A 23,557-nucleotide genomic window follows, 5' to 3' on the forward strand; every position below is an offset into this window, starting at 1 on the left:
AGCGAAGCGAAGCAATCCAGAGCGAGTTTACGCCCACTCTGGATTGCCGCGTCGCCTTCGGCTCCTCGCAATGACGGCCGATTAGGAGGATAGGATGCTCAAACAGCTCAGCGCGCAGGACGCCCAGTTCCTCTATACGCAGACCGCGAACAATCTGACGCATATCATGGGTGTCTATATCTATGACCCCTCGACCGCGCCCGGCGGCTTCGTGCGGTTCAAGGATATCATCCGCCACGTCGAAAGCCGCGTCGACACATCGCCGCTTTTCAAGCGCCGCCTCCACCGCCTGCCGTTCGACATGGACCATCCCTATTGGGTGGAGGACGAGCATTTCGACATCGAGGCGCATATGAGCCACGCGCGGCTGCCCGAACCCGGCGACTGGCGGCAATTCTGCATCGCGGTGGCGCGCTATTTCTCGAAGCCGATGGATATGAACCGTCCGCTGTGGGACATTTATATCATCGAGGGGCTCGACCGGATTCCGGGCATCCCCAAGGGCAGCTTTGCGATGCTGCACCGCGTCCACCACGCAGCGGTCGACGGCGCGTCGGGCGCGCATGCCTTTATCGCGATGAGCGATATCGACGCGCAGGGCACCCCGGCGATCGCCGAACCGCCGCCGATCGAAGCGCTGGGTCAGGCACCCACGAGCAGCGAAACCCTTTCGCGCGCCTGGTCGGCGTCGATGCAGTCGCCGGTCAAGTTCATGAACGCGCTGATGAAGATGTCGCCCGCGATCATCTCGTCGGCGCGCAAGGCGATCGAGGGCGGGATGACCGCTGGGGTCCCCGAAACGCGCTTCAACGTCCCCGTCGGCCCGCACAAGATGTTCGACGGCACGTCGGTCGCGCTCGCCGACGTGGCGGCGGTGCGCAAGAAGGTTCCAGGCGCGACGGTCAACGACGTCGTGCTGACCACGGTTGGCGGCGCGCTGCGCAAATATCTCGCGAAGCACAAGGAATTGCCGAAGGACAGCCTGGTCGCGGTCGCGCCGGTCAATTTGCGCGGCAAAGGGGGCAAGGCGAGCACGCCGGGTAACCAGGTGTCGGCGATGAGCGTGCCGATCCGCACCGACATCGCCGACCCGCTCGCGCGGCTTGCGGCGGTTCGCGATTATACGGTCGAGGCCAAGGAAGCGAAGGCGGGGGTCAGCGCGCGGATCATGACCGACCTGTCGCAGCATATTCCGGGCGCGACGATGGCGGCGGTCGCGCGGCTCGTGACCAGCGAGCGCTTTGCGGTGCGCGGCACCAACCTGTTCATCTCGAACGTGCCGGGCGCGCAGGTGCCGCTCTATCTGGCGGGCGCGCAGCTCGTCACGCAACATGGGATGGCGCCGCTCGCGAACAATATGGGGCTGTTCGTTGCGACCCCCAGCTATAATGGCCGGATCGCCTTTTCGCTGATCTCCGAACGCGCGGTGATGCCCGACATCGCCTTTTTCCGGACCTGTATCGAGGAAAGTTTCGCTGAACTGATGACGGCGGTGCCCAAGCCCGAGAAAGCCAAAGCCGCTACGGCAACGCCGAAAACGGCAGCAAAGCCGAAGCCGAAACCGAAGGCCGTCCCAAAACCTGCCGCCAAGCCCAAGGTGAAACCGGTTGCCAAAAACAACGCAACCGGCAAGACTCGCAAAAAATAAACCATGTCTTGCAGGAAGACTAAATGCTTTTCACCCCGACGCTCAGCGCCGACCGCGATCTCGTGACCGCGACCGATTACATCGCCTGGGCCAAGGCGGCGCGCGAACATGACCGGAAATCGGGCCTCCAGGCGTGGCGCGACGCCGACGAAAGCAGGTATTTCGATTATAAGGCCATTCGGGCAAGGCTCGAAAAGCTGCGCAAGCTGTCGGCGGCGGGCGACGTCAAGGGGCTGCTGTTCGTTCTGAACGAAGGCATCCACGGCAATATCGACGGCATGGGGCACGAGCGGCTGTATCAAAAGGCGCGTTTCGGCACGAAAAAGCTGATCGAGGATTATGTCGCCGAGGTCGTCGCCTCGCTGGACAAGATCGCGGCGTCGCGCGGCATCGGCCGCGAGGAAAAGCGCGATTTCTTCCGCCGCGCCCAGCATTGCTACGGCCGGTCGGCGCTGCTGCTGTCGGGCTCGGGCAGCTTCCTCTTTTTCCATATCGGCGTCGTGAAGGCTTTGTGGGAAGAGGGCGTGTTGCCCGCGATCATGTCGGGTGCCAGCGGCGGGTCGATCGTCGCCGCCGTTGTTTGCACGCGCAAGAACAGCGATATCGGTGCCTTTCTCGCAAGCGATCGTCTGGCAAACCCGGCGCGTGATCCCGAACAGAAAAGATTGGCGCCCGACGAGGTCCGCGACCGGCTGGCCGAGCTGATCCCCGACTTGACGTTTCAGGAGGCCTATGAGGTCAGCGGCCGGCACCTCAACGTCTCGGTCGCGCCTGCCGAAAAGCATCAGAACGGGCGGCTGCTCAATGCGATCACCGCGCCGAACGTGCTGATCCGCGAAGCGGTGCTGGCGTCGTGCGCGGTCCCCGGCGTGTTCCCGCCGGTGATGCTGATGGCGCGCAACGACAAGGGCGACCGGGTGCCGTACCAGCCCGACCGCCGCTGGGTCGATGGATCGGTGACGCACGATATTCCGACCAAGCGCCTCGAACGGCTTTATGGGGTCAACCACCATATCGTCAGCCAGGCGAACCCGATCGCGCTGCCTTTCGCGACCGACACGCGCAAGCAGATGGCGCCGATCGAGGCGATCCAGCATGCGTCGATGGCGACGTTCAAGGCGTGGCTGAACGCCAACATGATCATCTTCCAGAAGCCGCTCGAATGGGTTCCCCCGATCAACAGCCTCGCCAATCTGGCGCGATCGGTGATCAATCAGGAATATACCGGCGACATCAACATCATCCGCCCGCCGAAATTCTGGTCGCCGACCAAGATCCTGAGCGATCTGGGGCAGGAGGATATCGACGAACTGATCGACACCGGCGAGCGCACCGCGTGGCCGAAGGTCGAAATGGTCCGCACCCAGACCGCGATCAGCCGCGCGCTCGAAGGCATTTTGGCGCGGATCGACCGGGCGGGCGACGACGGCCCCGGCCACCGCAGCACTGCGGCGCTGAAAAAGGCGGTGCGATAGCGCCATGCGTAGCAGTCCTGAATTGCCCTCTATCCCGTTCGTGCTGAGCTTGTCGAAGCACCGTTCTTCCTTTGGCGCCGCCCAAAGAAAGTGCGGCCCTTCGACAAGCTCAGGGCGAACGGAGTGGATTTGATATGGCGGCGGGTACGATCCAGCTGCCCGCCGAATCCGCGGGCGCCGGGGCAAAGCTCCAGATCACCCATTGGCTGCCCGCAGGCCTCCCCAAGGCCGTGGTGCTGCTCGCGCACGGCTATGCCGAACATGCGGGGCGCTACGCGCATGTCGCCAAGCGGCTGACCGATGCGGGTTATGCCGTTTACGCGATCGACCATTGGGGTCACGGCCTGTCCGACGGGACAAGCGGTTTTGTCCCGCGCTTCTCGGCCTTCACCGACGGCATGACCGAGTTGCTGACCTTGGTCGAGGTCAACCATGGCGACACTCCGCGCCTGCTGCTCGGCCACAGCATGGGCGGGCTGATTTCAACGCTGTTCCTGATCGAGCGCCAGTCGGCGTTCATCGCCGCGGCGTTGTCGGGCCCCGCGATCGTCCCTGCCGCCCCGCCATCGCGCTTTACCGTGTGGCTCAGCCGCTTCCTGTCGCGCTTCTTTCCGCGGCTCGGCGTGCTGTCGCTCGACGCGAACGGCGTCAGCCGCGATCCCGCGGTGGTCGCCGCCTATCGCGCCGATCCGCTGGTTTACACGGGCAAGATCGGCGCGCGGCTGGGCAAGGAATTCATGGACGCGATGGCCGCCGCGCAGGCGGGCGCCCCCCGGATCACGCTGCCGATCCTGTTCCAGCATGGCGCGGCCGACAGCCTCGCGTCGCCCGAAGGCTCGCAATATCTGTTCGACCATGTCGGGTCGGCGGACAAGACGCTGAAAATCTATCCCGGCCTGTTCCACGAAATTTACAACGAGCCGGAACAGGGTGCCGTGCTGGACGATTTGATCGGCTGGTTCGACGCGCGTGCGGCGCAAACATAACAATCCCCTCCCCTTCAGGGGAGGGGCAGCGAGACTTGGTCCGGCTCTTGCCGGCCCTTTAGTCGAGCGGGGTGGGGGCCATCGCCCTTGCGCCACGCCGACAGCCCCACCCCAACCCCTCCCCTGAAGGGGAGGGGCTAAAGGATTAGAACATGCGTATCGTCCTCATCCTCCTCTTCGCGCCGCTCATCGCCTTGGCGCTGATGTATTTCGTCTTCCCCGGCCGCCTCGTCGCGCTGGGCCGCGCGCTGCTCCGCCAGCGCGGGCGGATCGTGCAGAAAAGCGTCACCGTCGATGGCCGCAACTGGCCCTATCTGGAGGGCGGCGACCCCGCGAAACCCTTGCTGCTACTCGTCCACGGCTTTGCCGGCGACAAGGATAATTGGTCGATGATCGCGCCGCACCTGACGCGCGATTATCATGTCATCGCTCCCGATCTGCCGGGCTTCGGCGAAAATGAGCGCAATCCCGATCTCGCTTATGACCTCGGCGCGCAGACCGCGCGGCTCAAACAATTTGCCGACACCCTCGGCCTCGCGCGGCCGCATGTCGGTGGCAACAGCATGGGCGGCTGGATCGCGCTGCGCTATGCGATCGACTATCCCGAGGCGCTCGCCAGCCTGATCTTGCTCAATAACGCCGGGGTCAACGGCGCCAACGAAAGCGACCTCCAGAAACAGGCGGCGAACGAGGATTATAATCCGCTCGTCCTCGCTGGACTCGAGGACGCCGACCGGCTGGTTGCGATGGTCGTCCACAAACCGCCCCATATCCCGGCGCGCCTCAAACCCGTACTCTACGCCGACGCACTCAAATATCGCGATCAGCTCGACGGCATTTTCTGGACGATCGCCAACGAAGGCCGCGACCATCCGCTCAACGACCGGCTGGGCGAGGTCAAGGCGCCGACGCTGATCATCTGGGGCCGCCACGACCGGCTGCTCGACGTCAGCTGCGTGCCGGTGCTCGAAGCGGGCATCGCGGGCAGCCGGAGCCATATCTTCGAGCATGTCGGCCACGTCCCGATGATCGAGGATCCCAAAGCGACCGCCGCGGTGATGAAGGCGTTTCTTGCCAAGCATTAAAACTGCCGTCAGTCTCACCTGAAAACAGGGGAGAGAGATATGCGGTTGAAGGTCGGCCTGCTCGGTGGGGGCAGCTGGGGGACGACGGTCGCCGCGGTGGTGTCGCGCAACGCGCCGATCACCCTGTGGGCGCGCGATGCCGAGACGGTGGGCGCCATCAACCGCGACAACGAGAACCGCAAATATCTGCCCGGCATCAAATTGCCGACAGTGCTGCGCGCAACCGGCGACATGGCAGAGGTGGTCGCGGGTGCCGATGTCCTCATCATGGGCGTCCCTTCGCACAGCTTTCGCAGCGTTCTGGAGGAAGCGCGCAATCATCTGCGCCCCTGGGTGCCGGTGATCAGCCTGACCAAGGGGCTCGAACTGTCATCAGGCCAACGCATGACCCAGCTGATCGAGGAAGTGCTGCCCGGCCACCCGGTCGGTGTTCTCACCGGCCCCAACCTGGCACGCGAGATCATGACCGGCCAGGCGGCGGCGAGCGTATTGTCGATGGAGGACGAGATCGTCGTCCGCGCGCTTCAGCCGGTGTTCCATTCGGGGCTGTTCCGCGTTTACACCAACACCGACCTGCTCGGCTGCGAACTCGGCGGGGTGCTCAAGAATATCATCGCGATCGCAGTCGGCATGGGCGACGGACTGGGCGCAGGCGACAACACCCGCTCGGCGCTGATGACGCGCGGGCTCGCCGAAATCACCCGGCTGGGCGTCGCGATGGGCGGGCGCCCCGAAACCTTTGCCGGGCTGACCGGCATGGGCGACCTGATTGCGACCTGCACCAGCCCCCTCAGCCGCAACCGCCATGTCGGGGTGGAGCTCGGCAAGGGCCGCCCGATCGACGAGATCATCGCGGGCATGAACATGGTCGCCGAGGGGGTGAAGAGCGCCCCGACCGTCATCGCACTCGCCGAAAAGCACGGGCTCGACATGCCGATCGCGCGCGACGTGTATGACGTGACGCAGGGCAAACGCAGCGCGCAGGACGTGTTTCGCGGGCTGCTGCGCTCGGCGGTGGGCGATGAGGCGCACCCCGGCTGACCCATCGGCGATAATTCCACCGCCAGCCGTGCCGAATCTCCGTTCAGCCGGGAAGAAAATCGCCTCCTGCTTCGTTGACTCCTCTGACCGGCCCGCACGCGGGCAGGCAATCAGGAGATGGACGATGAAAAAATGGACCGTTTTCGCCGTGGCCCTGGCGCTTCCCGCCAGCGTGGCCGCCGCCGTGCCCTATGGTTCGATGCCGCCGGGTTTCGAAGCGCCGCACATCCGCACCTCGCCGATCGCGGGCGTCGTCAACCAGCAATGGTACAACTACAAAGCCGATATTATGGAGGCCGAGAAGGAACTGACCAGCGACCTTCGCCATTCCACCGACCGCGAGGATCGCTGGGACGCGTGGGATGAATGGCAGACCGAGGTGGTCGACGCCGACAAGGATTATGTGAAGGAAATGCGCAAGAAAGGCTATCGCAGCGGCCGCGTGACGGTCGGCGGCTAAGCTTCCCCGGAGCTTGCTCTGGGTCGCAAGGGAAGGGCGGGCGTCATGGGGCGCCCGCCCTTTTCCTGTTTGTCGTCGCCCCCGCGAAAGCGGGGGCCGCAAGCAGCCTGACCCTGCATCGCTGCGTAAAACGACAGCGGCCCCCGCCTTCGCGGGGGCGACGAACATCTAAACCCCGCCCTCCGCCAGCAGCGCCTTCGCCTCATCCCCTTGCCAATCAATCGCCCCGACCACGCGCCACAACTCGCGCCCGTCGGCGTCGTAATAAATGCTGGTCGGCAGCGCGCTGTTATACGCGTCGAGCAACTTGTTTTCGGGATCGAGATAGGGCTGGAGCGCTTTCAGCCCCGCCTTCTGGAACCACGGATCGACGACTGCGGCGCCCTGCAAATCCTGCGCCACCGCGATCACCGTCATCGCCTCGCCGCGCTTTGCCGCCAAGGCATCGAGCGTCGGCATTTCCGCCACGCACGGCGCACACCAGGTCGCCCACAGATTGACGAGCAGCGGCTTGCCCTGGAAGGCCGCCAGCGTCACCGGCGCATCGTCAGGACCGGTGAATGCCGCCGTCGGCACCGCTGCGCCTTTGTGGCTGCGGTCGATCACATATTCGAACTTGCCGATGCCCTTCGCTTGGCCCGCCGAAACATTTGCTTGGCCTTGCCCCGCTTGCCCGCCCGCCTGCTTTTCCCTATCGCAGCCCGCGATGGGTCCGGCCAGCAATAGGGCGAGGATCGCAAGAGACGGGCTTGGAACGCGGCGGATGGCGAATACTCCGGACAGCAACAGCATGTGGGGCGGCCGCTTCGGTGGCGGACCCGCGGCGATCATGCAAGAGATTAACGCCTCGATCCCGGTCGACAAGCGATTGTGGGAAGAGGATGTCGCCGCCAGCCGCGCGCACGCCGCGATGCTCGGCGCGGCGGGAATCATCGGTGCCGACGATGCGGTTCAGATCGACCGCGGCCTGGCCCAGATCGCCGAAGAATTTGCCGCGAACGGCGTCCCCGTCGACCTCGCGCTCGAAGACATCCATATGACGGTCGAATCGCGGCTGAAAGAGTTGGTCGGCGAAGCCGCCGGGCGCCTCCACACCGCGCGCTCGCGCAACGATCAGGTCGCGACCGATTTCCGGCTGTGGACGCGCACCGCGTGCGAGCGGATCGACGCCGGGCTCGCCGCGATGCAGATCGCGCTGCTCGCGCGCGCCGACGAACATGCCGACAGCATCATGCCGGGCTTTACGCACCTTCAGGTCGCGCAGCCGGTGACGCTCGGCCATCATCTGCTCGCCTATGTCGAAATGTTCGGCCGCGACCGCAGCCGCTTTGCCGATGCGCGCCGCCGCCTCAACGAATCGCCGCTCGGCGCCGCCGCGCTCGCGGGCACCGGCTTCCCGGTCGATCGCCACGCCACCGCCGCCGCGCTCGGTTTCGACCGCCCGATGGCGAACAGCATCGATGCGGTGTCCGACCGCGACTTCGCGCTCGAATTTTGTGCCTCGGCGTCGATCGCCGCGATCCATTTGTCGCGCCTTGCCGAAGAAATCGTCATCTGGGCAAGCCAGCCCTTCGGTTTCATCAGCCTGCCCGACGCCTGGTCGACGGGCAGCTCGATCATGCCGCAAAAGCGCAACCCCGACGCCGCCGAGCTGGTGCGCGGGCGCGCGGGGCTGCTGCTTGGCGCGTTCCAGCGGCTCGCGGTGATCGTGAAGGGGCTGCCGCTCACCTATTCGAAGGATTTGCAGGACGACAAGGAAACGGTGTTCGGCGCCTTCGACGCGCTGGCGCTGTCGCTCGGCGCGATGACCGGCATGGTCGAAACCCTGACCTTCCGTACCGACCGCATGCGCGCGCTCGCCGCGTCTGGCTATTCGACTGCCACCGACCTCGCCGACTGGCTGGTGCGCGAAAACGGCTTGCCGTTCCGTGAAGCGCATCATGTCGTCGGTGCCTGCGTCAAGCGCGCCGAGGAACTGGGCGTCGAGCTGTCGGCGCTCCCCGCCACCGATGCCGCCGCGATCCACCCCGCCGTGACATCCGACGTGCTCGCGGCGCTGACCGTCGAGGCATCGGTCGCCAGTCGCACCAGCTATGGCGGCACCGCCCCCGACCGGGTAAGGCAGGCGATATCCGCGGCCCGCGCTGCGCTGGAAGGAATGAATTGATGGCGATGAAGCGCCTCATCATGGCAACAATAGCCGCATCGGCGCTGCTCGGCGCGTGCGGCAGCAAGGAAGATCTGAAGCCGGTGGCGGGTCAGCCCGCCCCGGTCGTCCCCGTCGGCGCCGCCCGCGCCCCGACCACGGAGGAGCTTACGACGCCTGACGCGCAGGCCCGGCCCGCGCGCAGCGACGAACTTCTCAAACGGTCCGAACAACGCGAACCCGACGATTTCGATTTGCCGCCTCCGGGCTGATCAAGGCGGTCGAACGATAGAATTTGCTTCCCTTTCCGTTCGTGCTGAGCTTGTCGAAGCACCGATCTTCTTTCCCGGCGCGGCAAGAAAGAACGGCCCTTCGACAAGCTCAGGGCGAACGGGAGATGATGACCAGGACTGAATTCAATGGATCAATTTGCACTTCGTGACGGCGTCCTGCACGCCGAAGACATTCCGCTGCCCCGTATCGCCGAAGAAGTCGGCACCCCCGTCTATGTCTATTCGCGCGCGATGCTCGAACGCCACGCGCAGGAATTTCGCGACGGACTGAAGGACGTGCCGCGCAAGCACCTCGCCTTTGCGATCAAGAGCAACCCCAACCTCGGCGTGCTGCGCGTCCTTGCGCGGCAGGGTTATGGCGCCGACGTCGTGTCGGGCGGCGAGCTCGAACGCGCGCTCGCGGCGGGTATGGCGCCCGAGGACATCGTCTTTTCGGGCGTCGGCAAGACGCGCGCCGAACTGGCGCAGGGGCTCGACCGCGGCATCGGCCAGTTCAACATCGAACATGAACCCGAGGGCATCGCGCTCGCCGAAATCGCGCTGGCGAAGGAAATGACGGCGCGCGCGGTGCTGCGCGTCAATCCTGACGTCGATGCGGGCACCCACGCCAAGATTTCGACCGGCAAGGCCGACAACAAGTTCGGCGTCGGTATCGACGTCGCACCCGCGATGTTCGACCGCCTCGCCGCGCTGCCGGGACTCCAGATGCGCGGGATCGCGGTGCATATCGGCAGCCAGTTGACCAGTCTCGACCCGCTCGAAGCGGCGTTCGAACGGGTCGGCCGCCTTGTCGCCGACCTGCGCGCCGCGGGGCACAGCATCACCCATGTCGATCTGGGCGGCGGTCTCGGCGTTTCGTACAAGCCCGACGACAAGCCGCCGAGCATGGCCGACTATGGCGCGATGGTCGCGCGCGTGACCCGCGACTGGGACGTCACTTTGATGTTCGAACCCGGCCGCGTCATCGCGGGCAATACCGGCGTGCTGCTGACCGAAGTCTTGTGGGTCAAGCCCGGGGCGACCAACCCCTTCGTCATCGTCGACGCGGCGATGAACGACCTCGCGCGTCCGGCGCTCTACGATGCCTATCACGACTTTGTCGCGGTCAAGCCGACCGGCGAACAGATGACGGCATCGATCGTCGGCCCGGTCTGCGAAACCGGCGACACCTTCGCGCGCGACCGCGTCACCGACAAGGTCGAATCGGGCGATCTCGCGGTCTTCCGCACCGCGGGCGCTTACGGCGCGACGATGGCGTCGACCTACAATAGCCGCAGTCTGGTGCCCGAGGTGCTGGTCGACGGTGATCGCTACATCAAGGTCGCCGACCGTATCGCCGCCAGCACGATCATGGCCGCCGAGCGCGTGCCCGACTGGATCGATTGAGTCAGGACCGGATCGGTCGACGGAGTGAACATTATGGAGCCGCCCGATCCGGTTCATATCAGCCAGGTGGACGCCCTCCCGACCGCCGAGCTCGCCGCGTGCGACTTTTCTTTCGACATCTCGCAGGCCATCGTCTTTCCTTATGACGATCCGAGCCAGCTGCATCCCGTGCCATCGCGGCGCAAGGATTATGGTTTCGATCCCACCGACCCGACCGACGAGGCCTCGGGGCGGAGCGCTCTCTTCGCGGCGCGATCCGACGGCCATTTGCTGGGCTATGTGTGCATGTCGGAGTGCTGGAACGGCATGGCGGAACTTGCTGAAATCGCGGTCGACCGCCGCGCTCGGGCGCGCGGGGTCGCGGCAGCCTTATTGGCCAGCGTCGAAGTTTGGGCACGCGATACGGGCTTCAGGCTAATCCGTCTGGAAACGCAATCGAACAACCCCGCGGCCTGCCGGGCCTATGCGCGCGCCGGCTATGTGCTTGGCGGCTTCGACCGCAAACTTTATGCGGGCGGGACCGACGAGGACGATGTCGCGCTCTTCTGGTACAGGGATCTGCGGTGAAACCGGCACGCCTTTCTCCAGCGGCCGTGGGCTCCCCGCCCGTGTCCGCGAATAATGGCAGGATCGTCCCATGCACCAGCTCCCCATCTTCTTGAACCTCACCGGCCGCGCCGTCGTGCTGGTCGGAGAGGGGGAAGCCGCTGACGCCAAAGCCCGCCTGATCGAGCGGGCAGGAGGGCGCATCGTTTCCGCGTGGGAGGCCGGCGCGACCATCGCCTTCGTCGCACTCAACGACGAAGGCGAAGCGCGCGCCGCCGCGGCAGCCCTCCGCGCCCACGGCCTGCTCGTCAACGTCGTCGACCGCCCCGATCTGTGCGATTTCACCACCCCCGCAATCGTCGATCGCACGCCCGTCACCATCGCCATCGGCACCGGCGGCGCCTCGGCGGGCCTCGCCAAGGCGGTGCGCCAGCGGATCGAGGCACTGCTCCCCGCCCGCCTCGGCGCGCTGGCGTCGGCGCTTTACGCCGCGCGTGACGCGATGAAGGCGCGCTGGCCCGCCGCCGCCGACCGCCGCCGCGCGATCGATGCCGCGCTGGCGAGCGGCGGCGCGCTCGATCCCCTCGATGAGCCAGCGGCGGACAAGGTGCAAAGCTGGCTGGCCAGCGATGCGGTCACACCGCCATCGCGCCTCGAAACGATCCACCTGACCAGCCCCGACCCCGACGACCTCACCCTCCGCGCCGCGCGGCTGCTCGGCGAAGCCGATCACATCTTCCACCCGGCGACCATCCCCGCCGCGATCCTCGACCGCGCGCGCGCCGATGCGGCGCGGCATGTTGTAGAAGCGCGACCGCGGGATGCTCCAGCTGGTTTGTCGCTGTGGCTGGAGATGTGAGCGACCGCTAGCGACCGATTGCGGACCTTAGGCTGGCCATCCCCTCCTCTGAAGAGGAGGGGAAAGGGAAACGTCCGCTCCCCGCCTCTAAATCGCCATAGAGCCGTCCATCCCCATTACCTGCCGCGTTATTGAGCGCGCTGCCGCCGCTGCTAGCCTGCAACTCGCAACCACGGCAAAGGCAGCGTATGTCCGAATCATCCCCCGATGCTCCGCCTTCGCGCCCATGGTCGGTCGAGGGTTTCGCGCTCTTCTGGTCGCACGGCCGCGACGCGCGCATGGTGGCGCCGGTCGTCTGGCCCGACGTCGTCGGGAAATGGCCTGGCGCCTCAGCCCCTGTCGTCGGGCGCGTGGCCTACATCGGTGCCATCGCCAATTTCCTGACCGCACTCGGCGATTTCAGCGTCGAGGTCACCGATCATGCGTCAAATGGCGACGTCGCCTTCGTCCGCTGGATCGTCCACGGCGACTTTCCAGTCGGCCCCGATCATATCGTCGGCGTCGATCGGCTGGTGCTGAAGAACGGCTATGTGATCGAAAACCACATCCACTCGGACCATCCGATCTTCGCCGAGCTCGCGAAAACGCACGCGCTCGGCTGACCGCCCTCAGGGCGCAATCGCCAACCCGTCCCCCTGCTTGCCCGCCGCGATCCGGCGCAGCACCTTGCCGCTCGCGACGTCGATCTCGGCGACCTTGTCGATCCCGGTCTCGGCGGCATAGAGCCGCCGCGAGTCGGGGCTGAACAGCAACGTCACCTGCCGCGCTGCGTCCCCCTCCGACACCTGGATCGTCCGCACCGGCGCGCGCGTTTCGGCATCGAACAGGCTGATCGTTCCCGCGCCGATATTGCTCGTCGCGATCAGCTTGCCGTCGGGGCTCGCCAGCACCCGGATCGCGACCGGATCGACCGGTTGCTCTGCGATCTTCGCGCCCGTCGCGGTATCCCACACCGACACCCGCGGCGCATCGAGATCGCCGACCCATAGCTCGCGCCCGCCCTTCGCCAGCGCCAGCCCCTCGGGCTTGCCGCCTACGCCCAAGTCGCGCAGCTTCGTCGCCGCCTGCAAATCGAGCACGCTCACCGTCCCCGACCCGATATTGGCGACGTAAGCGGTGCGGTTGTCGGGCGCGACGACGACCATGTGCGACCCCTGCTGCCCCGTCGCGATCGAGGTCACCGTGCCATCGGGCGCCACCACCGCGACCGACTGGCTGCCCTCGGCCGTCGCGACCAGCCGCCCATCGGCCAGCCACAGCAGCCCGTGCGGCCGCTGGTTCGGGCTGATGTCGATCGTCTTCAGCTTCCGCCGCGCCGCAATGTCGAACACGTCGATCGTCGTGCCGCCATAGGCCACCACCGCGGCCTGCTTGCCGTCGGGCGACACCGCAATCTCGTGCGGCATCTTGCCCGTCGGCAACCGCGCCAGTTCGGTGCCCGACGCCAGCGCGATCACGCTCAGACTATCCTCGCCCTTGTTGCCGATCAGCAATGTTTCGGCGGCGGCGGGCGCGGCGATCAGCAGCGCCAGAACGGCGGCGGCAAGGGGGCGGTGCATGGCAAATCTCCCGGTCTGGTTGCTGCATCCTATGCCGCGCCGCGCCGCGGGCAAGCCGCGTTCGACCAGCGACATGATCGCGCGACGGGGCCAAGATTACGGTAAGTTAACTGGCGCGCGGCGCGCCGCCTTTTAACCCTTTCCCCCGGCGGCAGGTCGCGCCGCCGGTCAACAGGGGAGTAGGATATGGGTCTGCCAGCCATCGAAATCGACGCCTTGCCGTTGCTCGACACTGCGGTCGGGCTGTTCGGCTCGCTCGTCGGCGACAGCGCGTCGTCGGGGCCGTCGGTGTTCGAAATCGCGGTCACCATCGCGCTGATCGTTTACGACTGATCGGTTGGCGGGAAGGGCGGGGCGGCCCGTGCGCCGCCCATCCTTTCCCGCCTCGCGCGCGATGTTGGAAAACCTCTCCCGTCACGATCATTTCCCCCGCGGCGACCCCGCGCGCCGCCTGGCGATGCGCGCCGCGGTGGCTGAGCTCGCCGCCGAGTGGACCGCCGCTGACACTACGCCCGGCGGCTTGCTCGCCGCGATCGACGCGTTGGCCGACTCCCCCGCCGACACCGCGATCGCGGCGCTGCTCCCCTGGCTCACCGACGCCTGCTGGCTGCGCGACCGGTTAGACCGCGCGCTCGTGCTACTCGGCGCCGACCCCTTCGCCCGTCCGCCGCTGCGCCTGATCGGTGGCGGCGATGAAGCTCCCGGCGGGCTGGTCCTCGCCGACCGCGGAATAGTCCGCCTGACCTTGCGCCTCTGGCCCGCCGCCACCGCCACCGCCGCGGCCGCGCCGATCGTCTTCATCCCCGGCCGCGCCGCGGTGCACGTCCTCGCCAGCGGCGGCGCGCAGCTTTGCCAGCATCGCGTCGCGATCAGCGATGCCGAGGAAGCCGGCGCCTTCACCGCCGCCGCCGCGGCGCCGTGCCACTGCGCTCCGCCGCGCCCGCTCGACACCGGCGAAACGCTCCACCTCGACACCGCGCGGCACAGCTTCACCCTCATCCCCGGCGCGCGCGACGTCCTCCTCCTCGAACTCGCCGTCCAGCCGCCATCGCCGTTGCCGATCCGCACCTATGATCCCGCCAGCGGTCGCCTGATCCATGTCAGCGCCGCGCGCCGCGACAGCAGTTTCCGCGCCATGGCGCTCACCCTGCTCCGCCACCTCGGCCGCCCCGATGCCGCCCCGCTGTTCATCGCCGAGACCCAAAGCGAAGGCTTCGCCGCGCGCTGGCACGCGATGCGCGAACTGGTGGCGCTCGATCCCGCCGCTGCCCGCGCGCCGCTCGCGGCGATGGCGGCGCATGATCCGCACCCCGAGGTGCGCCGCGCCGCGGCGGCGACGCTGGCGCTCTACTCATCCCCTCCCCTTCAGGGGAGGGGCAGCGAGACTTGCCAGCTTGCGGGCTAGTCGCAGCGGGGTGGGCATCGAAAGCAGCGCCCCGCGCCACCCCCCCCCAACCCCTCCCGCAAGCGGGAGGGGAACAGAAAGCCCGCCCATGCCACGCACCCTAACCCCATCCCCCGGCCCCGCGCTCGACCTCGCCGAAGTCACCGCGCGCCTCGACCAGCACGGCGTCGACCTCACCGACGAAGCCTGCATCGCCCGCTGCGCCGACCTGCTCGCGGGCCTCGCCCGCAACCGCCGCTTCCTCGCCGACCACATGATCGCCGCGCTCAAGGCCAGCTATGCCGATCAACTCGCCGCCAACCGCTATTCGGCGCAGGTCTTTCTCCTCCACCGCAGCCCGCGCGGCTTCTACATCCGCGCCAATTTATGGCCCGCCGCGACCGACGCCGTCTATGCCTCCAGCGGCGCCGCGGCCTTCTCCTACGGCGTCGCGCACGACCATAATTTCAGCTTCCTCACCGCGGGCTATTTCGGCCCCGGCTATGTCAGCGACCATTATGAGGTCGATCCCGAAGCCATCGACGGCCGCCACGGCGAACCCCTGACGCTCAAATTCATCGAACGCAGCCGTTTGAGCGAAGGCAAGCTGCTCCTCTACCGCGCTCACCGCGACATCCACCGCCAGCTGCCCCCCGAAACCCTGTCGGTCAGCCTCAACATCATGGACGAGGGCGAGCATGTCCCCTGGCGCGACCAATATATCGTCGACCTGGAATCCCAGACCATCGCCCGCCGCCCCACCCTGACCAGCAGCGAAATGCTCCTCCGCTGCGCGGTCCACCTGAGCGCCGAAGCGAAAGACATCGCCGACCATTTCGCCAAAGCCCACCCGGTGTCGCGAGTCCGCGCCAACGCCATCGCCGCGCTGGCGGCGGTGGCAGAGGGCGCGGGCAGGTTGGCGGTGCTGGAAAGCGGGATGGGGGATGCGGACGCGCGGGTCAGGGATGATTGTGCGCGGTGGTTGGCACGCTGAGCCTCCCGATGGCTGGGCCACAGGCAGGATTGAACCGCCGCACCTCAGCAGTCCCGCTTCCGCCCACTCGATCCAGTCCAGTGCCTTCCTCCGCACCGCCCCTCAAAAAAACTCTTTCCTACAATTTTCCGCCATGCCAGCCTCGCATTGTGGCTCTTTGACTAGTTCATTTGCTGCTCCGCCGCGTTCCCGAACAGTGCGCCCGCGCGCGACCTTTGAAGGCGTCCACAGCTTGCGTCATTGGGCTGAACTTTGCTGAACTTTGCCGCCGCTTGATCGAAAATCGGGCCGCCCATGCAAATCCATTGCCTCCTTAAAGCCACAAAGGACACAAAACCGACCCGCTCATGCGGGGCTTTGGGGGCTCTAAGAGCCTGCTGACAGCGCGGCTTTCGCCTGCTAGTGCGCCCCGCATGACCACGCCTTTGTCCCACATCCGTAACTTCTCCATCATCGCGCATATCGATCATGGCAAATCGACGCTCGCCGACCGGTTGATCCAGTTCACCGGCGGGCTGACCGCGCGCGAAATGTCGGCGCAGGTGCTCGACAATATGGACATCGAGAAAGAGCGCGGGATCACGATCAAGGCGCAGACGGTGCGCCTGAAATATAAGGCGCATGACGGCGAGACGTACGAGCTCAACCTGATGGATACCCCTGGCCATGTCGACTTCGCTTATGAAGTGTCGCGCAGCCTCGCGGCGTGCGAGGGCGCGCTGCTGGTGGTCGATGCGGCGCAGGGGGTCGAGGCGCAGACGCTGGCCAACGTCTATCAGTCGATCGAGCACGACCATGAAATCGTGCCGGTGATCAACAAGATCGACCTGCCCGCCGCCGACGTCGACAAGGTGAAGGCCGAGATCGAGGACATCATCGGGCTGCCCGCCGACAATGCGGTGCTCGCGTCGGCCAAGGCCGGGATCGGCATCGAGGAAGCGCTCGAAGCCATCGTCACCCGCATCCCGCCGCCGAAGGGCGACGCGGCGGCGCCGCTCGTCGCGATGCTCGTCGACAGCTGGTACGACCCCTATCTCGGCGTCGTCATCCTGATCCGCGTCGTCGACGGCGTGCTGAAAAAAGGCCAGCAGATCAAGTTTATGCAGGCGGGCACCACCCATCTGATCGACCGCGTCGGCTGTTTCACGCCCAAGATCGAACAGCTTTCCGAGCTTGGCCCCGGCGAGATCGGTTTCATCACCGCGCAGATCAAAGACGTTGCGCAGGCGCGCGTCGGCGACACGGTGACCGACGCGAAAAAGCCCGCGGCGCAGGCGCTGCCGGGGTTCAAGGAAGTCCAGCCCGTCGTGTTCTGCGGCATGTTCCCGACCGACGCCAACGATTTCGAGAAATTGCGCGAGAGCATCCAGAAGCTCCGCCTCAACGACGCGAGCTTCTCGTTCGAGATGGAAAGCAGCGCCGCGCTCGGTTTCGGCTTCCGCTGCGGCTTCCTCGGCCTGCTCCACCTCGAGATCATTCAGGAGCGGCTGACCCGTGAATATGACCTCGACCTGATCACTACCGCGCCGTCGGTCGTGTACAAGCTGAAGCTTGGCCATACGAAGAATGAGGCGGCGAAGGAGATCGAGCTCCACAACCCCGCCGACATGCCCGACCCCAACCGCATCGACGAAATTCAGGAGCCGTGGATCGAGGCGGTGATTTACGTGCCCGACGAATATCTCGGCTCGATCCTGAAGCTGTGTCAGGACCGCCGCGGCATCCAGAAGAACCTCACCTACGTCGGCGGCCGCGCGCAGATCACCTATGAACTGCCGCTCAACGAAGTCGTGTTCGATTTCTATGACCGGCTGAAGAGCATCAGCCGCGGTTATGCCAGCTTCGACTATCATCAGATCGGCCATCGTCCCGGCGATCTCGTCAAGATGAGCATCCTGGTGAACAACGAGCCGGTCGACGCGCTGTCGATGATCGTCCACCGCGGCACCGCCGAAACCCGCGGCCGCGGCATGTGCGAGCGGCTGAAGGATCTGATCCCGCGCCACATGTTCAAGATCCCGATCCAGGCCGCGATCGGCGGCAAGGTCATCGCCCGCGAAACCATCGCCGCGCTGCGCAAGGACGTGACCGCCAAATGCTATGGCGGCGACGCGACCCGCAAGAAAAAGCTGCTGGAAAAGCAGAAAGAGGGCAAAAAGCGGATGCGCGAATATGGCAACGTCAACATCCCGCAGGAGGCGTTCATCGCCGCGCTGCGGATGGGCGACGACGCCTGATCGGCCGCCGCAACGGCGCGCTGGCCGGGCTGGCGCTGATCCTGGCCGGCTGCGCCCCGACGCCGGTCGGCCGGATCAGCGAGGAAGCCGCGGTGCCCGACAAGCCAATCATGACCTGGCCCGATCTGCTGACCCGCGCCCGGCCGGTCGCCGATGCGACGATTCGCTATGGCGACGACGCGCTGCAGCTGGTCGATGTGTGGGTGCCGAGCGGGAACGGGCCGCACCCGGCGGTGATCATGATCCACGGCGGCTGCTGGCAGACCGCGATTGCCGAACGCGATATCATGAACTGGATCGCCGATGACCTGCGCGCGCATGGCATCGGGGTGTGGAATATCGAATATCGCGGCGTCGATCGCGGCGGTGGGATGCCCGGAACCTATCAGGATGTCGCCCGCGCCGCCGACCTGTTCCTGGCCGAGGGCGCGAAGCACGGGTTCGACACCGGCGGGGTGCGGATCGCCATCGGGCACAGCGCGGGCGGGCATCTGGCGCTGTGGCTGGCGCGGCGGCCGGGGTTGGCGGCGAGCGACGCGCTGCGCGGCGCCGATCCGATCCGCATCGACCTCGCGATCAGCCAGGGCGGACTGCCCGACCTGCGCGCCGGGGCGGCCAGCAGCGGTCATGCCTGCGGCGCCGACGCCCCCGCGGCGATGGCGCGCGGCGACTATGCCCGCACTTCGCCGCCCGAAATGCCGCTGGGCCGTGCGCGCGAAATGCAATTCAACAACGACCGCGACCGCGTGACTCCGCCCGCGACGGGGACCGCCTACAGCGCCGCGATGATGGCGCGCGGGGTGACGGTGCCGATGGAGGTCACGCAGGGCGAGGGGCATGTCGAACTGATCGCGCCGGACAGCCGCAGCTGGAGCAAACAGCGCGCGGCGATCCTGGCCGCGCTGGGGCGGCCGGGCGCCACGCCTACATCTCGATAACGATCCGCACCTTCGACGGGTTGGTTCCCGCGGCGCGGGCGATTTCGGCGCGGGTGCGCGCGACCAGCTCGGCTAGATTTTGGCGCGCCGTCACGCTCTCGCCGCTCAGCAGGTCGGCGGTCGATATGCCGAACAGCTGCGACAGCGCCTGCAACCGCGCCGCTTTCGGTCGCGACCGGTCCTGTTCCCAATGGCAGATCGCGGTAACGCTGATCGCCAGCCGATCGGCAAGGTCGGTCTTGCTCAGCCCCTGCGTCCGGCGCAGCCGCGCGAGCCGCGCACCGAGCGTTTCGAGCGCGGGGGACTCTTCGATCATCGGGTCGATCGGCGAATGGATCACGAAATCTTGTACCTCACGGGTGACTGTTTAATGACGCGAATATACAAGTTCAGAAGCCGAACCGCTTTCAACATCTCACCGATCATGCGGCGCTGACGGGCGCCGCAACGGCCAGCCGCGAATTGCCAGCGGCGCTTGCGGCTCCTATCGTGGCGCGGCTGGGAGACCGCGATGACTCGGGTGGACGGACAGACGCCGGGAAAGGCGAAGACGATCGACGACATTGCGGTGCACAGCGCACTGAACGATGGCACCGCGGTGTGCCTGCGCACGATCACCCCCGACGACGAGCAATTGCTGCGCGACGGGATCGCCAAATTGTCGGCGGAATCGCGCTATCTGCGTTTTTTCTCGCCGGTACCGGTCCTGCCCGATGCGGTGATCGAGCGGCTGGTCGACGTCGACGGCCACGACCATATCGCGTGGGGGGCGATCTGCACCGAATGCGAAGGACAGCCGGCGATCGGCGCGGTCCATGCGGTGCGGCATGGCGACGGCGGCCGCGCGGGCGAATTTTCGGTCGCGGTGGTCGATGAATTTCAGGGGCAGGGGCTGGCGCGGATGATGACCGCGGCGCTGCTCGTCCACTGCCGGGCCGAAGGGCTGACGGTGCTCGATGTCCATATCCTGTCGGAAAATGCCGCGGCGAAGCGGCTGGTGAAATCGCTCGCTGCCGAATGGACCGGCGAGTCGGCAGGGGTCGCCGAATATCGGCTCGACGTCGCCGCCGGAATCGCGGCGCTGCGCGCCGACGCCGATGCGCCGGGGGTACGCGACGTGCTGCGCGCGCTCGAAGCAGAAGGTGCGGCCTAGTCCCTCCCACCGCCGGGGGTCGCTGCCGGCGGCGGGAGGGTAGGCCGTGGCGCGTGACGCCCAAGCGTTCCGTCCACGCAGCCTTCATAGGCGCGGCGGGATTACAAAGTGGTGACCCGCGTCACATGACGTCAAAAATTGCCGGAAAAATGGCCGCACACGACAAAGGGCGCCGGAACCAGGTTCCAGCGCCCTTCACCCTGCCTTGTTAGGGACGGCAGTGCTTATTTCGTCTGCGTGTCGCCGACGCCGGTTTCGGACGGGGCGATCTCGCCGTTATCGTCCATGGCGTTGGCCTTTTCCTCACCCATTTCCTCGACGACGTCAGCCTTGTTTTCCATGGCTTCCTTCGCCGGGCCCTCGGGCATCGCGTCGGCCTGATCGTCGATGGCTTCGGCCTGAGCTTCGGCCTGATCTTCGACCTTATCGGCCGCGGGGCTCTGGCAGGCGCCAAGGGCGAGGGCGGACGTGGCGGCGAGGGTAATGAACATCTTGCGCATATTGAGTGACTCCCAAAGTTGACTCCGGGGCTTAACGCGGGGTGAACAATAGGGTTGCATGGCGATCATCAAATGGCGGAAAGTCGGACGCTTTTTATGGGCCGTGGCGCCGATTGCAGCCAAAAAAGAGGGCGCCCAAGGCGCCCTCTTTCATCGATCCTGGTCCGGCTGCGATCAGAAACGCTGTTGGCGCTCGTACAGATCGCGGTAGTGCTGGATGCGCGTGACGCGCAGCCCCGGCATGCCGCTGCGATCGATCGATCGCTGCCAGCCGGCAAATTCCTCGAGGGTCAGGCTGTAACGCTCGCACGCTTCGTCCACGCTGAGCAGCCCGCCATTGACCGCGGCGACGACCTCTGCCTTGCGGCGCACGACCCAGCGGGTCGTCGACGGCGGCGGCAGCGAGTCGATCGTCAGTGGTTCGCCGAGCGGACCGATAACCTGAGCGGGCCGGATTTTCTGATTCTCGATCATATTCATTCCATGGTTTCAACGTCGGGGGGGATTTGGTCCGACGCATTTGTCTCTAAAGCAGAGGGATTCAACATCGGCTGAAATCCTCTGGTAAACAGGCCGTTCATAGTTTCGGGCAGGACGTTCACCCCGTCCGACAGGTCGAAGAAACGAACGACGCGCAGCGTTTTTTGTTCCGGCGCACGGCGCGATCCGCCCAGCATGTGGCGCAGCGCGTTAAGCGTTGCGGCATGCGTCCGGCGAGTCGCGCCCGCCTGCAGCAACCGGACGGTCGGTTGCGCTGCCTGGCGCGCGCTGGAGACGGCCAGGATGATGTCAAAGCCGGGCTTTGACAGTCTGGCGGCACCGGCAAGGCGCGGAAATTCGGACGGGGCGATGTTCATGATGCCGGTCTAGCGCCGATCACCTAAGGTCACGTAAATGCCCATTTCATCCGTTGTTAGCGAAGCTTAACCCCCGTCAATATCTTGACACTGATGGCGGAAAAGCTGGCATTTTCGGGTTCGCATCCCTAGATGGCGCGCATCATGGCGACGATGATTTCTCCTGCCGGGCTTGCCCAGGCCGACTTCCAGCTTGCGATGCCGCTGAAAGATCGGCGAATCGTCGTCGCGATGTCGGGCGGAGTCGATTCGAGCGTGGTCGCCGCGCTGGCGGCCCGATCGGGCGCCGAGGTCATCGGCGTGACGCTGCAATTGTACGACCATGGCGCCAAGGCAAAGCGCGTCGGCGCCTGCTGCGCCGGACAGGATATTCGCGACGCGCGCGCGGTCGCCGACCGGCTGGGCTTCGCGCATCATGTCTATGACCATGAAAGCCGCTTCCGCGACACGGTGATTGACCAGTTCGCCGACGAATATCTCGCCGGGCGGACTCCGATTCCCTGCGTGCGATGCAACATGGGGGTGAAGTTCACCGACCTGTTCCAGCTTGCCAGGGAACTGGGCGCCGATTGCTTGGCGACCGGCCATTATGTCCGGCGCGTGATGGGGGCCGCGGGGGCCGAACTGCACCGCGCGGTCGACCCGGCGCGCGACCAGAGCTATTTCCTGTTCGCGACGACGCAGGACCAGCTCGACTTCCTGCGCTTCCCGCTGGGCGGCCTGGAAAAGAGCGTGGTGCGCGAGATCGCGCGCGAGCTGGGGCTGGGCGTCGCGGCGAAACCCGACAGTCAGGACATCTGCTTTGTCCCCGACGGCGATTATGCGACGCTGGTGCGCAAGCTACGTCCCGAAGCCGACGATCAGGGCGACATCGTCCATGTCGATGGCGCGGTGCTGGGCGCGCATAAGGGGCTCATCCACTACACCGTCGGCCAGCGCCGCGGGATCGAGATCGGCGGCCAGGCCGAACCGCTCTATGTCGTGCGGCTCGACGCCGACGCAAAGCAGGTGATCGTCGGGCCGCGCCGGGCGCTGGCGGTGTCGGCGGCGCGGCTGGGCGAAGCGAACTGGCTGGGCGCGGTCGATGGGCGCGATGTCATGGCAAAGGTGCGCAGCATGGCGCGGCCGGTGCCGGCGCGCGTCACGGGCGACCGGCTGATTTTTGCGGCGGCCGAATATGGCGTCGCGCCGGGGCAGGCGGCGGTGCTTTACGATGCCGCCGATCAAAGCCGCGTGCTCGGCGGCGGCTGGATCGAAGAAACCTTCGCCGCGGAATAGATTGAACTTTTTTGCCCGATGCCGCAGCTTGGCGGCCAGCAAGGGAGAATATCATGATCAATTGGGTCTTGCGCGGCGCGATCCTGCTGTGGGCGCTATTTTTCGTCATCGTCGGGGTGCGCGGGCTGCTCGATCCGGCGACCTATTCCGAAACCTTCAAATTCACGATCAGCGGGGTCGCGATCAACACCCTGCGCGCCGACCTGTCGTCCTTCTTCCTGGTTGCGGCGGGCGGCGCGGCCATTGGCGCGCTGGTGCCGACCTGGACGCGCGCCTTGCTGGTACCGGCGGCGCTGTTCGGCACCGCGCTCGCCGGGCGCCTGATCGGTGTCGCGATGGGCGACCCGACCAATTGGGGCATCATCCAGGGGATGATCATCGAAGCACTGTCGCTGGCGTTGATGCTGGGCAGCTGGTGGGCGCTGTCGCGACCGGCGGCCGCCCAGGATCCGGCAGCGACCGCGCATATCGCCGAGTAAGGCATCGACCGGTTCGCGCCGCTGCTGGTCGCCTTGTCTTTTCTCCCAATATATGAGTTACTGACGCCCGGGTCGCTCTTGTTTCCTTTGGTGAAAGAAGGGGGGAGCGTATGGCATCCGACGAGGATAAACGGGCGCGTTCGGATCGGCGATCGACCGACCGGCGCGTCGCCGAGGATCCCGCGTTCAAGGGACCGGAGCGTCGCAAGGACGACCGGCGCACGGGCAAGGATCGCCGGTCGGCCGACTGATC

The 23,557-nt window shown here is 66.2% G+C and carries 27 protein-coding genes; 21 read left to right on the forward strand and 6 right to left on the reverse strand.

The features are described 5' to 3' along the window. The first annotated feature begins 94 nt into the window (after positions 1-94). From ACTIFP_RS14180 to ACTIFP_RS14205, 6 genes are all read left to right on the forward strand, one after another. The gene (locus ACTIFP_RS14180) at positions 95-1,648 is read left to right on the forward strand and encodes a WS/DGAT/MGAT family O-acyltransferase (RefSeq protein WP_439569360.1); all 1,554 of its coding nucleotides are present in this window, start codon (positions 95-97) and stop codon (positions 1,646-1,648) included. 23 nt (positions 1,649-1,671) lie between these two features. Next, entirely contained in the window at positions 1,672-3,123 is a 1,452-nt protein-coding gene (locus ACTIFP_RS14185) for a DUF3336 domain-containing protein (protein WP_439569361.1), read from the forward strand. A gap of 134 nt (positions 3,124-3,257) precedes the next feature. Further along, positions 3,258-4,109, forward strand: a complete 852-nt coding sequence (locus ACTIFP_RS14190) for an alpha/beta hydrolase (protein WP_439569362.1) — start codon at positions 3,258-3,260, stop codon at positions 4,107-4,109. A 152-nt stretch (positions 4,110-4,261) separates the two neighbouring features. Continuing rightward, entirely contained in the window at positions 4,262-5,194 is a 933-nt protein-coding gene (locus ACTIFP_RS14195; protein WP_439569363.1) for an alpha/beta fold hydrolase, read from the forward strand. A 39-nt stretch (positions 5,195-5,233) separates the two neighbouring features. After that, complete coding sequence (locus ACTIFP_RS14200) at positions 5,234-6,235, forward strand: NAD(P)H-dependent glycerol-3-phosphate dehydrogenase (protein WP_439569364.1); 1,002 nt, start codon at positions 5,234-5,236, stop codon at positions 6,233-6,235. A 124-nt stretch (positions 6,236-6,359) separates the two neighbouring features. Further along, positions 6,360-6,695, forward strand: a complete 336-nt coding sequence (locus ACTIFP_RS14205) for a hypothetical protein (protein WP_439569365.1) — start codon at positions 6,360-6,362, stop codon at positions 6,693-6,695. A gap of 168 nt (positions 6,696-6,863) precedes the next feature. Here the strand turns inward: ACTIFP_RS14205 and ACTIFP_RS14210 are convergent, their stop codons facing one another. Beyond that, positions 6,864-7,418 carry a TlpA family protein disulfide reductase gene (locus tag ACTIFP_RS14210; protein WP_439569366.1) on the reverse strand — a complete coding sequence of 185 codons (555 nt, stop codon included), beginning with the start codon at positions 7,416-7,418 and terminating at the stop codon, positions 6,864-6,866. A gap of 67 nt (positions 7,419-7,485) precedes the next feature. Here ACTIFP_RS14210 and argH point away from each other — a divergent pair, with 67 nt between their 5' ends. The 6 genes from argH (at position 7,486) to ACTIFP_RS14240 (ending at position 12,527) form a co-directional block, all read left to right on the forward strand. Next, the gene (argH, locus tag ACTIFP_RS14215; RefSeq protein ID WP_439569392.1) at positions 7,486-8,862 is read left to right on the forward strand and encodes an argininosuccinate lyase; all 1,377 of its coding nucleotides are present in this window, start codon (positions 7,486-7,488) and stop codon (positions 8,860-8,862) included. Then, entirely contained in the window at positions 8,862-9,113 is a 252-nt protein-coding gene (locus tag ACTIFP_RS14220) for a hypothetical protein (RefSeq protein WP_171003891.1), read from the forward strand. Before argH ends, ACTIFP_RS14220 begins: the two co-directional genes overlap by 1 nt. A gap of 147 nt (positions 9,114-9,260) precedes the next feature. Beyond that, positions 9,261-10,520, forward strand: coding sequence for a diaminopimelate decarboxylase (gene lysA, locus ACTIFP_RS14225; RefSeq protein ID WP_439569367.1), 1,260 nt, complete (start codon positions 9,261-9,263; stop codon positions 10,518-10,520). 33 nt (positions 10,521-10,553) lie between these two features. Then, entirely contained in the window at positions 10,554-11,087 is a 534-nt protein-coding gene (locus ACTIFP_RS14230; RefSeq protein WP_439569368.1) for a GNAT family N-acetyltransferase, read from the forward strand. Positions 11,088-11,157: 70 nt separating this feature from the next. After that, positions 11,158-11,925: an NAD(P)-dependent oxidoreductase gene (locus ACTIFP_RS14235; protein ID WP_439569369.1), complete on the forward strand. Its 768-nt coding sequence runs from the start codon at positions 11,158-11,160 to the stop codon at positions 11,923-11,925. Between the two features lie 188 nt (positions 11,926-12,113). Beyond that, on the forward strand, positions 12,114-12,527 hold the full coding sequence (locus ACTIFP_RS14240; RefSeq protein WP_439569370.1) for a nuclear transport factor 2 family protein: 414 nt from the start codon (positions 12,114-12,116) through the stop codon (positions 12,525-12,527). Between the two features lie 6 nt (positions 12,528-12,533). Here ACTIFP_RS14240 and ACTIFP_RS14245 read toward each other — a convergent pair whose 3' ends face one another. Beyond that, entirely contained in the window at positions 12,534-13,484 is a 951-nt protein-coding gene (locus tag ACTIFP_RS14245) for a YncE family protein (protein WP_439569371.1), read from the reverse strand. A gap of 186 nt (positions 13,485-13,670) precedes the next feature. Between ACTIFP_RS14245 and ACTIFP_RS14250 the strand changes: the two genes are divergently transcribed. The 5 genes from ACTIFP_RS14250 to ACTIFP_RS14270 all read left to right on the forward strand — a co-directional run bounded on the left by ACTIFP_RS14250 (position 13,671) and on the right by ACTIFP_RS14270 (position 19,037). After that, positions 13,671-13,817 (forward strand): hypothetical protein, encoded by a 147-nt coding sequence (locus ACTIFP_RS14250; RefSeq protein WP_171003893.1) that lies wholly within the window; start codon positions 13,671-13,673, stop codon positions 13,815-13,817. A gap of 61 nt (positions 13,818-13,878) precedes the next feature. After that, positions 13,879-14,889: a HEAT repeat domain-containing protein gene (locus tag ACTIFP_RS14255; protein WP_439569372.1), complete on the forward strand. Its 1,011-nt coding sequence runs from the start codon at positions 13,879-13,881 to the stop codon at positions 14,887-14,889. Positions 14,890-14,977: 88 nt separating this feature from the next. Continuing rightward, on the forward strand, positions 14,978-15,862 hold the full coding sequence (locus tag ACTIFP_RS14260) for a transposase (protein WP_439569373.1): 885 nt from the start codon (positions 14,978-14,980) through the stop codon (positions 15,860-15,862). A gap of 413 nt (positions 15,863-16,275) precedes the next feature. Then, positions 16,276-18,099, forward strand: a complete 1,824-nt coding sequence (lepA, locus tag ACTIFP_RS14265) for a translation elongation factor 4 (RefSeq protein WP_439569374.1) — start codon at positions 16,276-16,278, stop codon at positions 18,097-18,099. 92 nt (positions 18,100-18,191) lie between these two features. Continuing rightward, the gene (locus ACTIFP_RS14270; protein ID WP_439569375.1) at positions 18,192-19,037 is read left to right on the forward strand and encodes an alpha/beta hydrolase family protein; all 846 of its coding nucleotides are present in this window, start codon (positions 18,192-18,194) and stop codon (positions 19,035-19,037) included. On the opposite strand, the gene ACTIFP_RS14275 is transcribed toward ACTIFP_RS14270, so the two are convergent. Beyond that, positions 19,024-19,377, reverse strand: coding sequence for a helix-turn-helix domain-containing protein (locus tag ACTIFP_RS14275; protein WP_439569376.1), 354 nt, complete (start codon positions 19,375-19,377; stop codon positions 19,024-19,026). The two genes, ACTIFP_RS14270 and ACTIFP_RS14275, sit on opposite strands and share 14 nt — an antisense overlap. A gap of 171 nt (positions 19,378-19,548) precedes the next feature. On the opposite strand from ACTIFP_RS14275, the gene ACTIFP_RS14280 reads away from it, so the two are divergent. Continuing rightward, positions 19,549-20,190, forward strand: coding sequence for a GNAT family N-acetyltransferase (locus ACTIFP_RS14280; protein WP_439569377.1), 642 nt, complete (start codon positions 19,549-19,551; stop codon positions 20,188-20,190). Positions 20,191-20,414: 224 nt separating this feature from the next. On the opposite strand, the gene ACTIFP_RS14285 is transcribed toward ACTIFP_RS14280, so the two are convergent. Genes ACTIFP_RS14285 through ACTIFP_RS14295 form a run of 3 tightly spaced genes read right to left on the reverse strand, consistent with a single transcriptional unit; the run spans position 20,415 to position 21,547 of the window. Beyond that, positions 20,415-20,813: a hypothetical protein gene (locus ACTIFP_RS14285; RefSeq protein WP_439569378.1), complete on the reverse strand. Its 399-nt coding sequence runs from the start codon at positions 20,811-20,813 to the stop codon at positions 20,415-20,417. A gap of 51 nt (positions 20,814-20,864) precedes the next feature. Further along, a complete protein-coding gene (gene sciP / locus ACTIFP_RS14290; protein WP_120218304.1) occupies positions 20,865-21,164 on the reverse strand; it encodes a CtrA inhibitor SciP in 300 nt (99 codons plus the stop codon). Positions 21,165-21,166: 2 nt separating this feature from the next. Then, a complete protein-coding gene (locus ACTIFP_RS14295; RefSeq protein WP_439569379.1) occupies positions 21,167-21,547 on the reverse strand; it encodes a hypothetical protein in 381 nt (126 codons plus the stop codon). A gap of 153 nt (positions 21,548-21,700) precedes the next feature. Here ACTIFP_RS14295 and mnmA point away from each other — a divergent pair, with 153 nt between their 5' ends. From mnmA to ACTIFP_RS14310, 3 genes are all read left to right on the forward strand, one after another. Continuing rightward, positions 21,701-22,825, forward strand: coding sequence for a tRNA 2-thiouridine(34) synthase MnmA (gene mnmA, locus ACTIFP_RS14300; protein ID WP_439569393.1), 1,125 nt, complete (start codon positions 21,701-21,703; stop codon positions 22,823-22,825). Positions 22,826-22,878: 53 nt separating this feature from the next. Beyond that, positions 22,879-23,304, forward strand: coding sequence for a hypothetical protein (locus ACTIFP_RS14305; protein ID WP_439569380.1), 426 nt, complete (start codon positions 22,879-22,881; stop codon positions 23,302-23,304). Between the two features lie 110 nt (positions 23,305-23,414). Continuing rightward, positions 23,415-23,555 (forward strand): hypothetical protein, encoded by a 141-nt coding sequence (locus ACTIFP_RS14310; protein WP_439569381.1) that lies wholly within the window; start codon positions 23,415-23,417, stop codon positions 23,553-23,555. The last annotated feature ends 2 nt before the right edge of the window (positions 23,556-23,557 follow it).

Source organism: Sphingopyxis sp. (assembly GCF_051861155.1).
Lineage (GTDB): Bacteria > Pseudomonadota > Alphaproteobacteria > Sphingomonadales > Sphingomonadaceae > Sphingopyxis.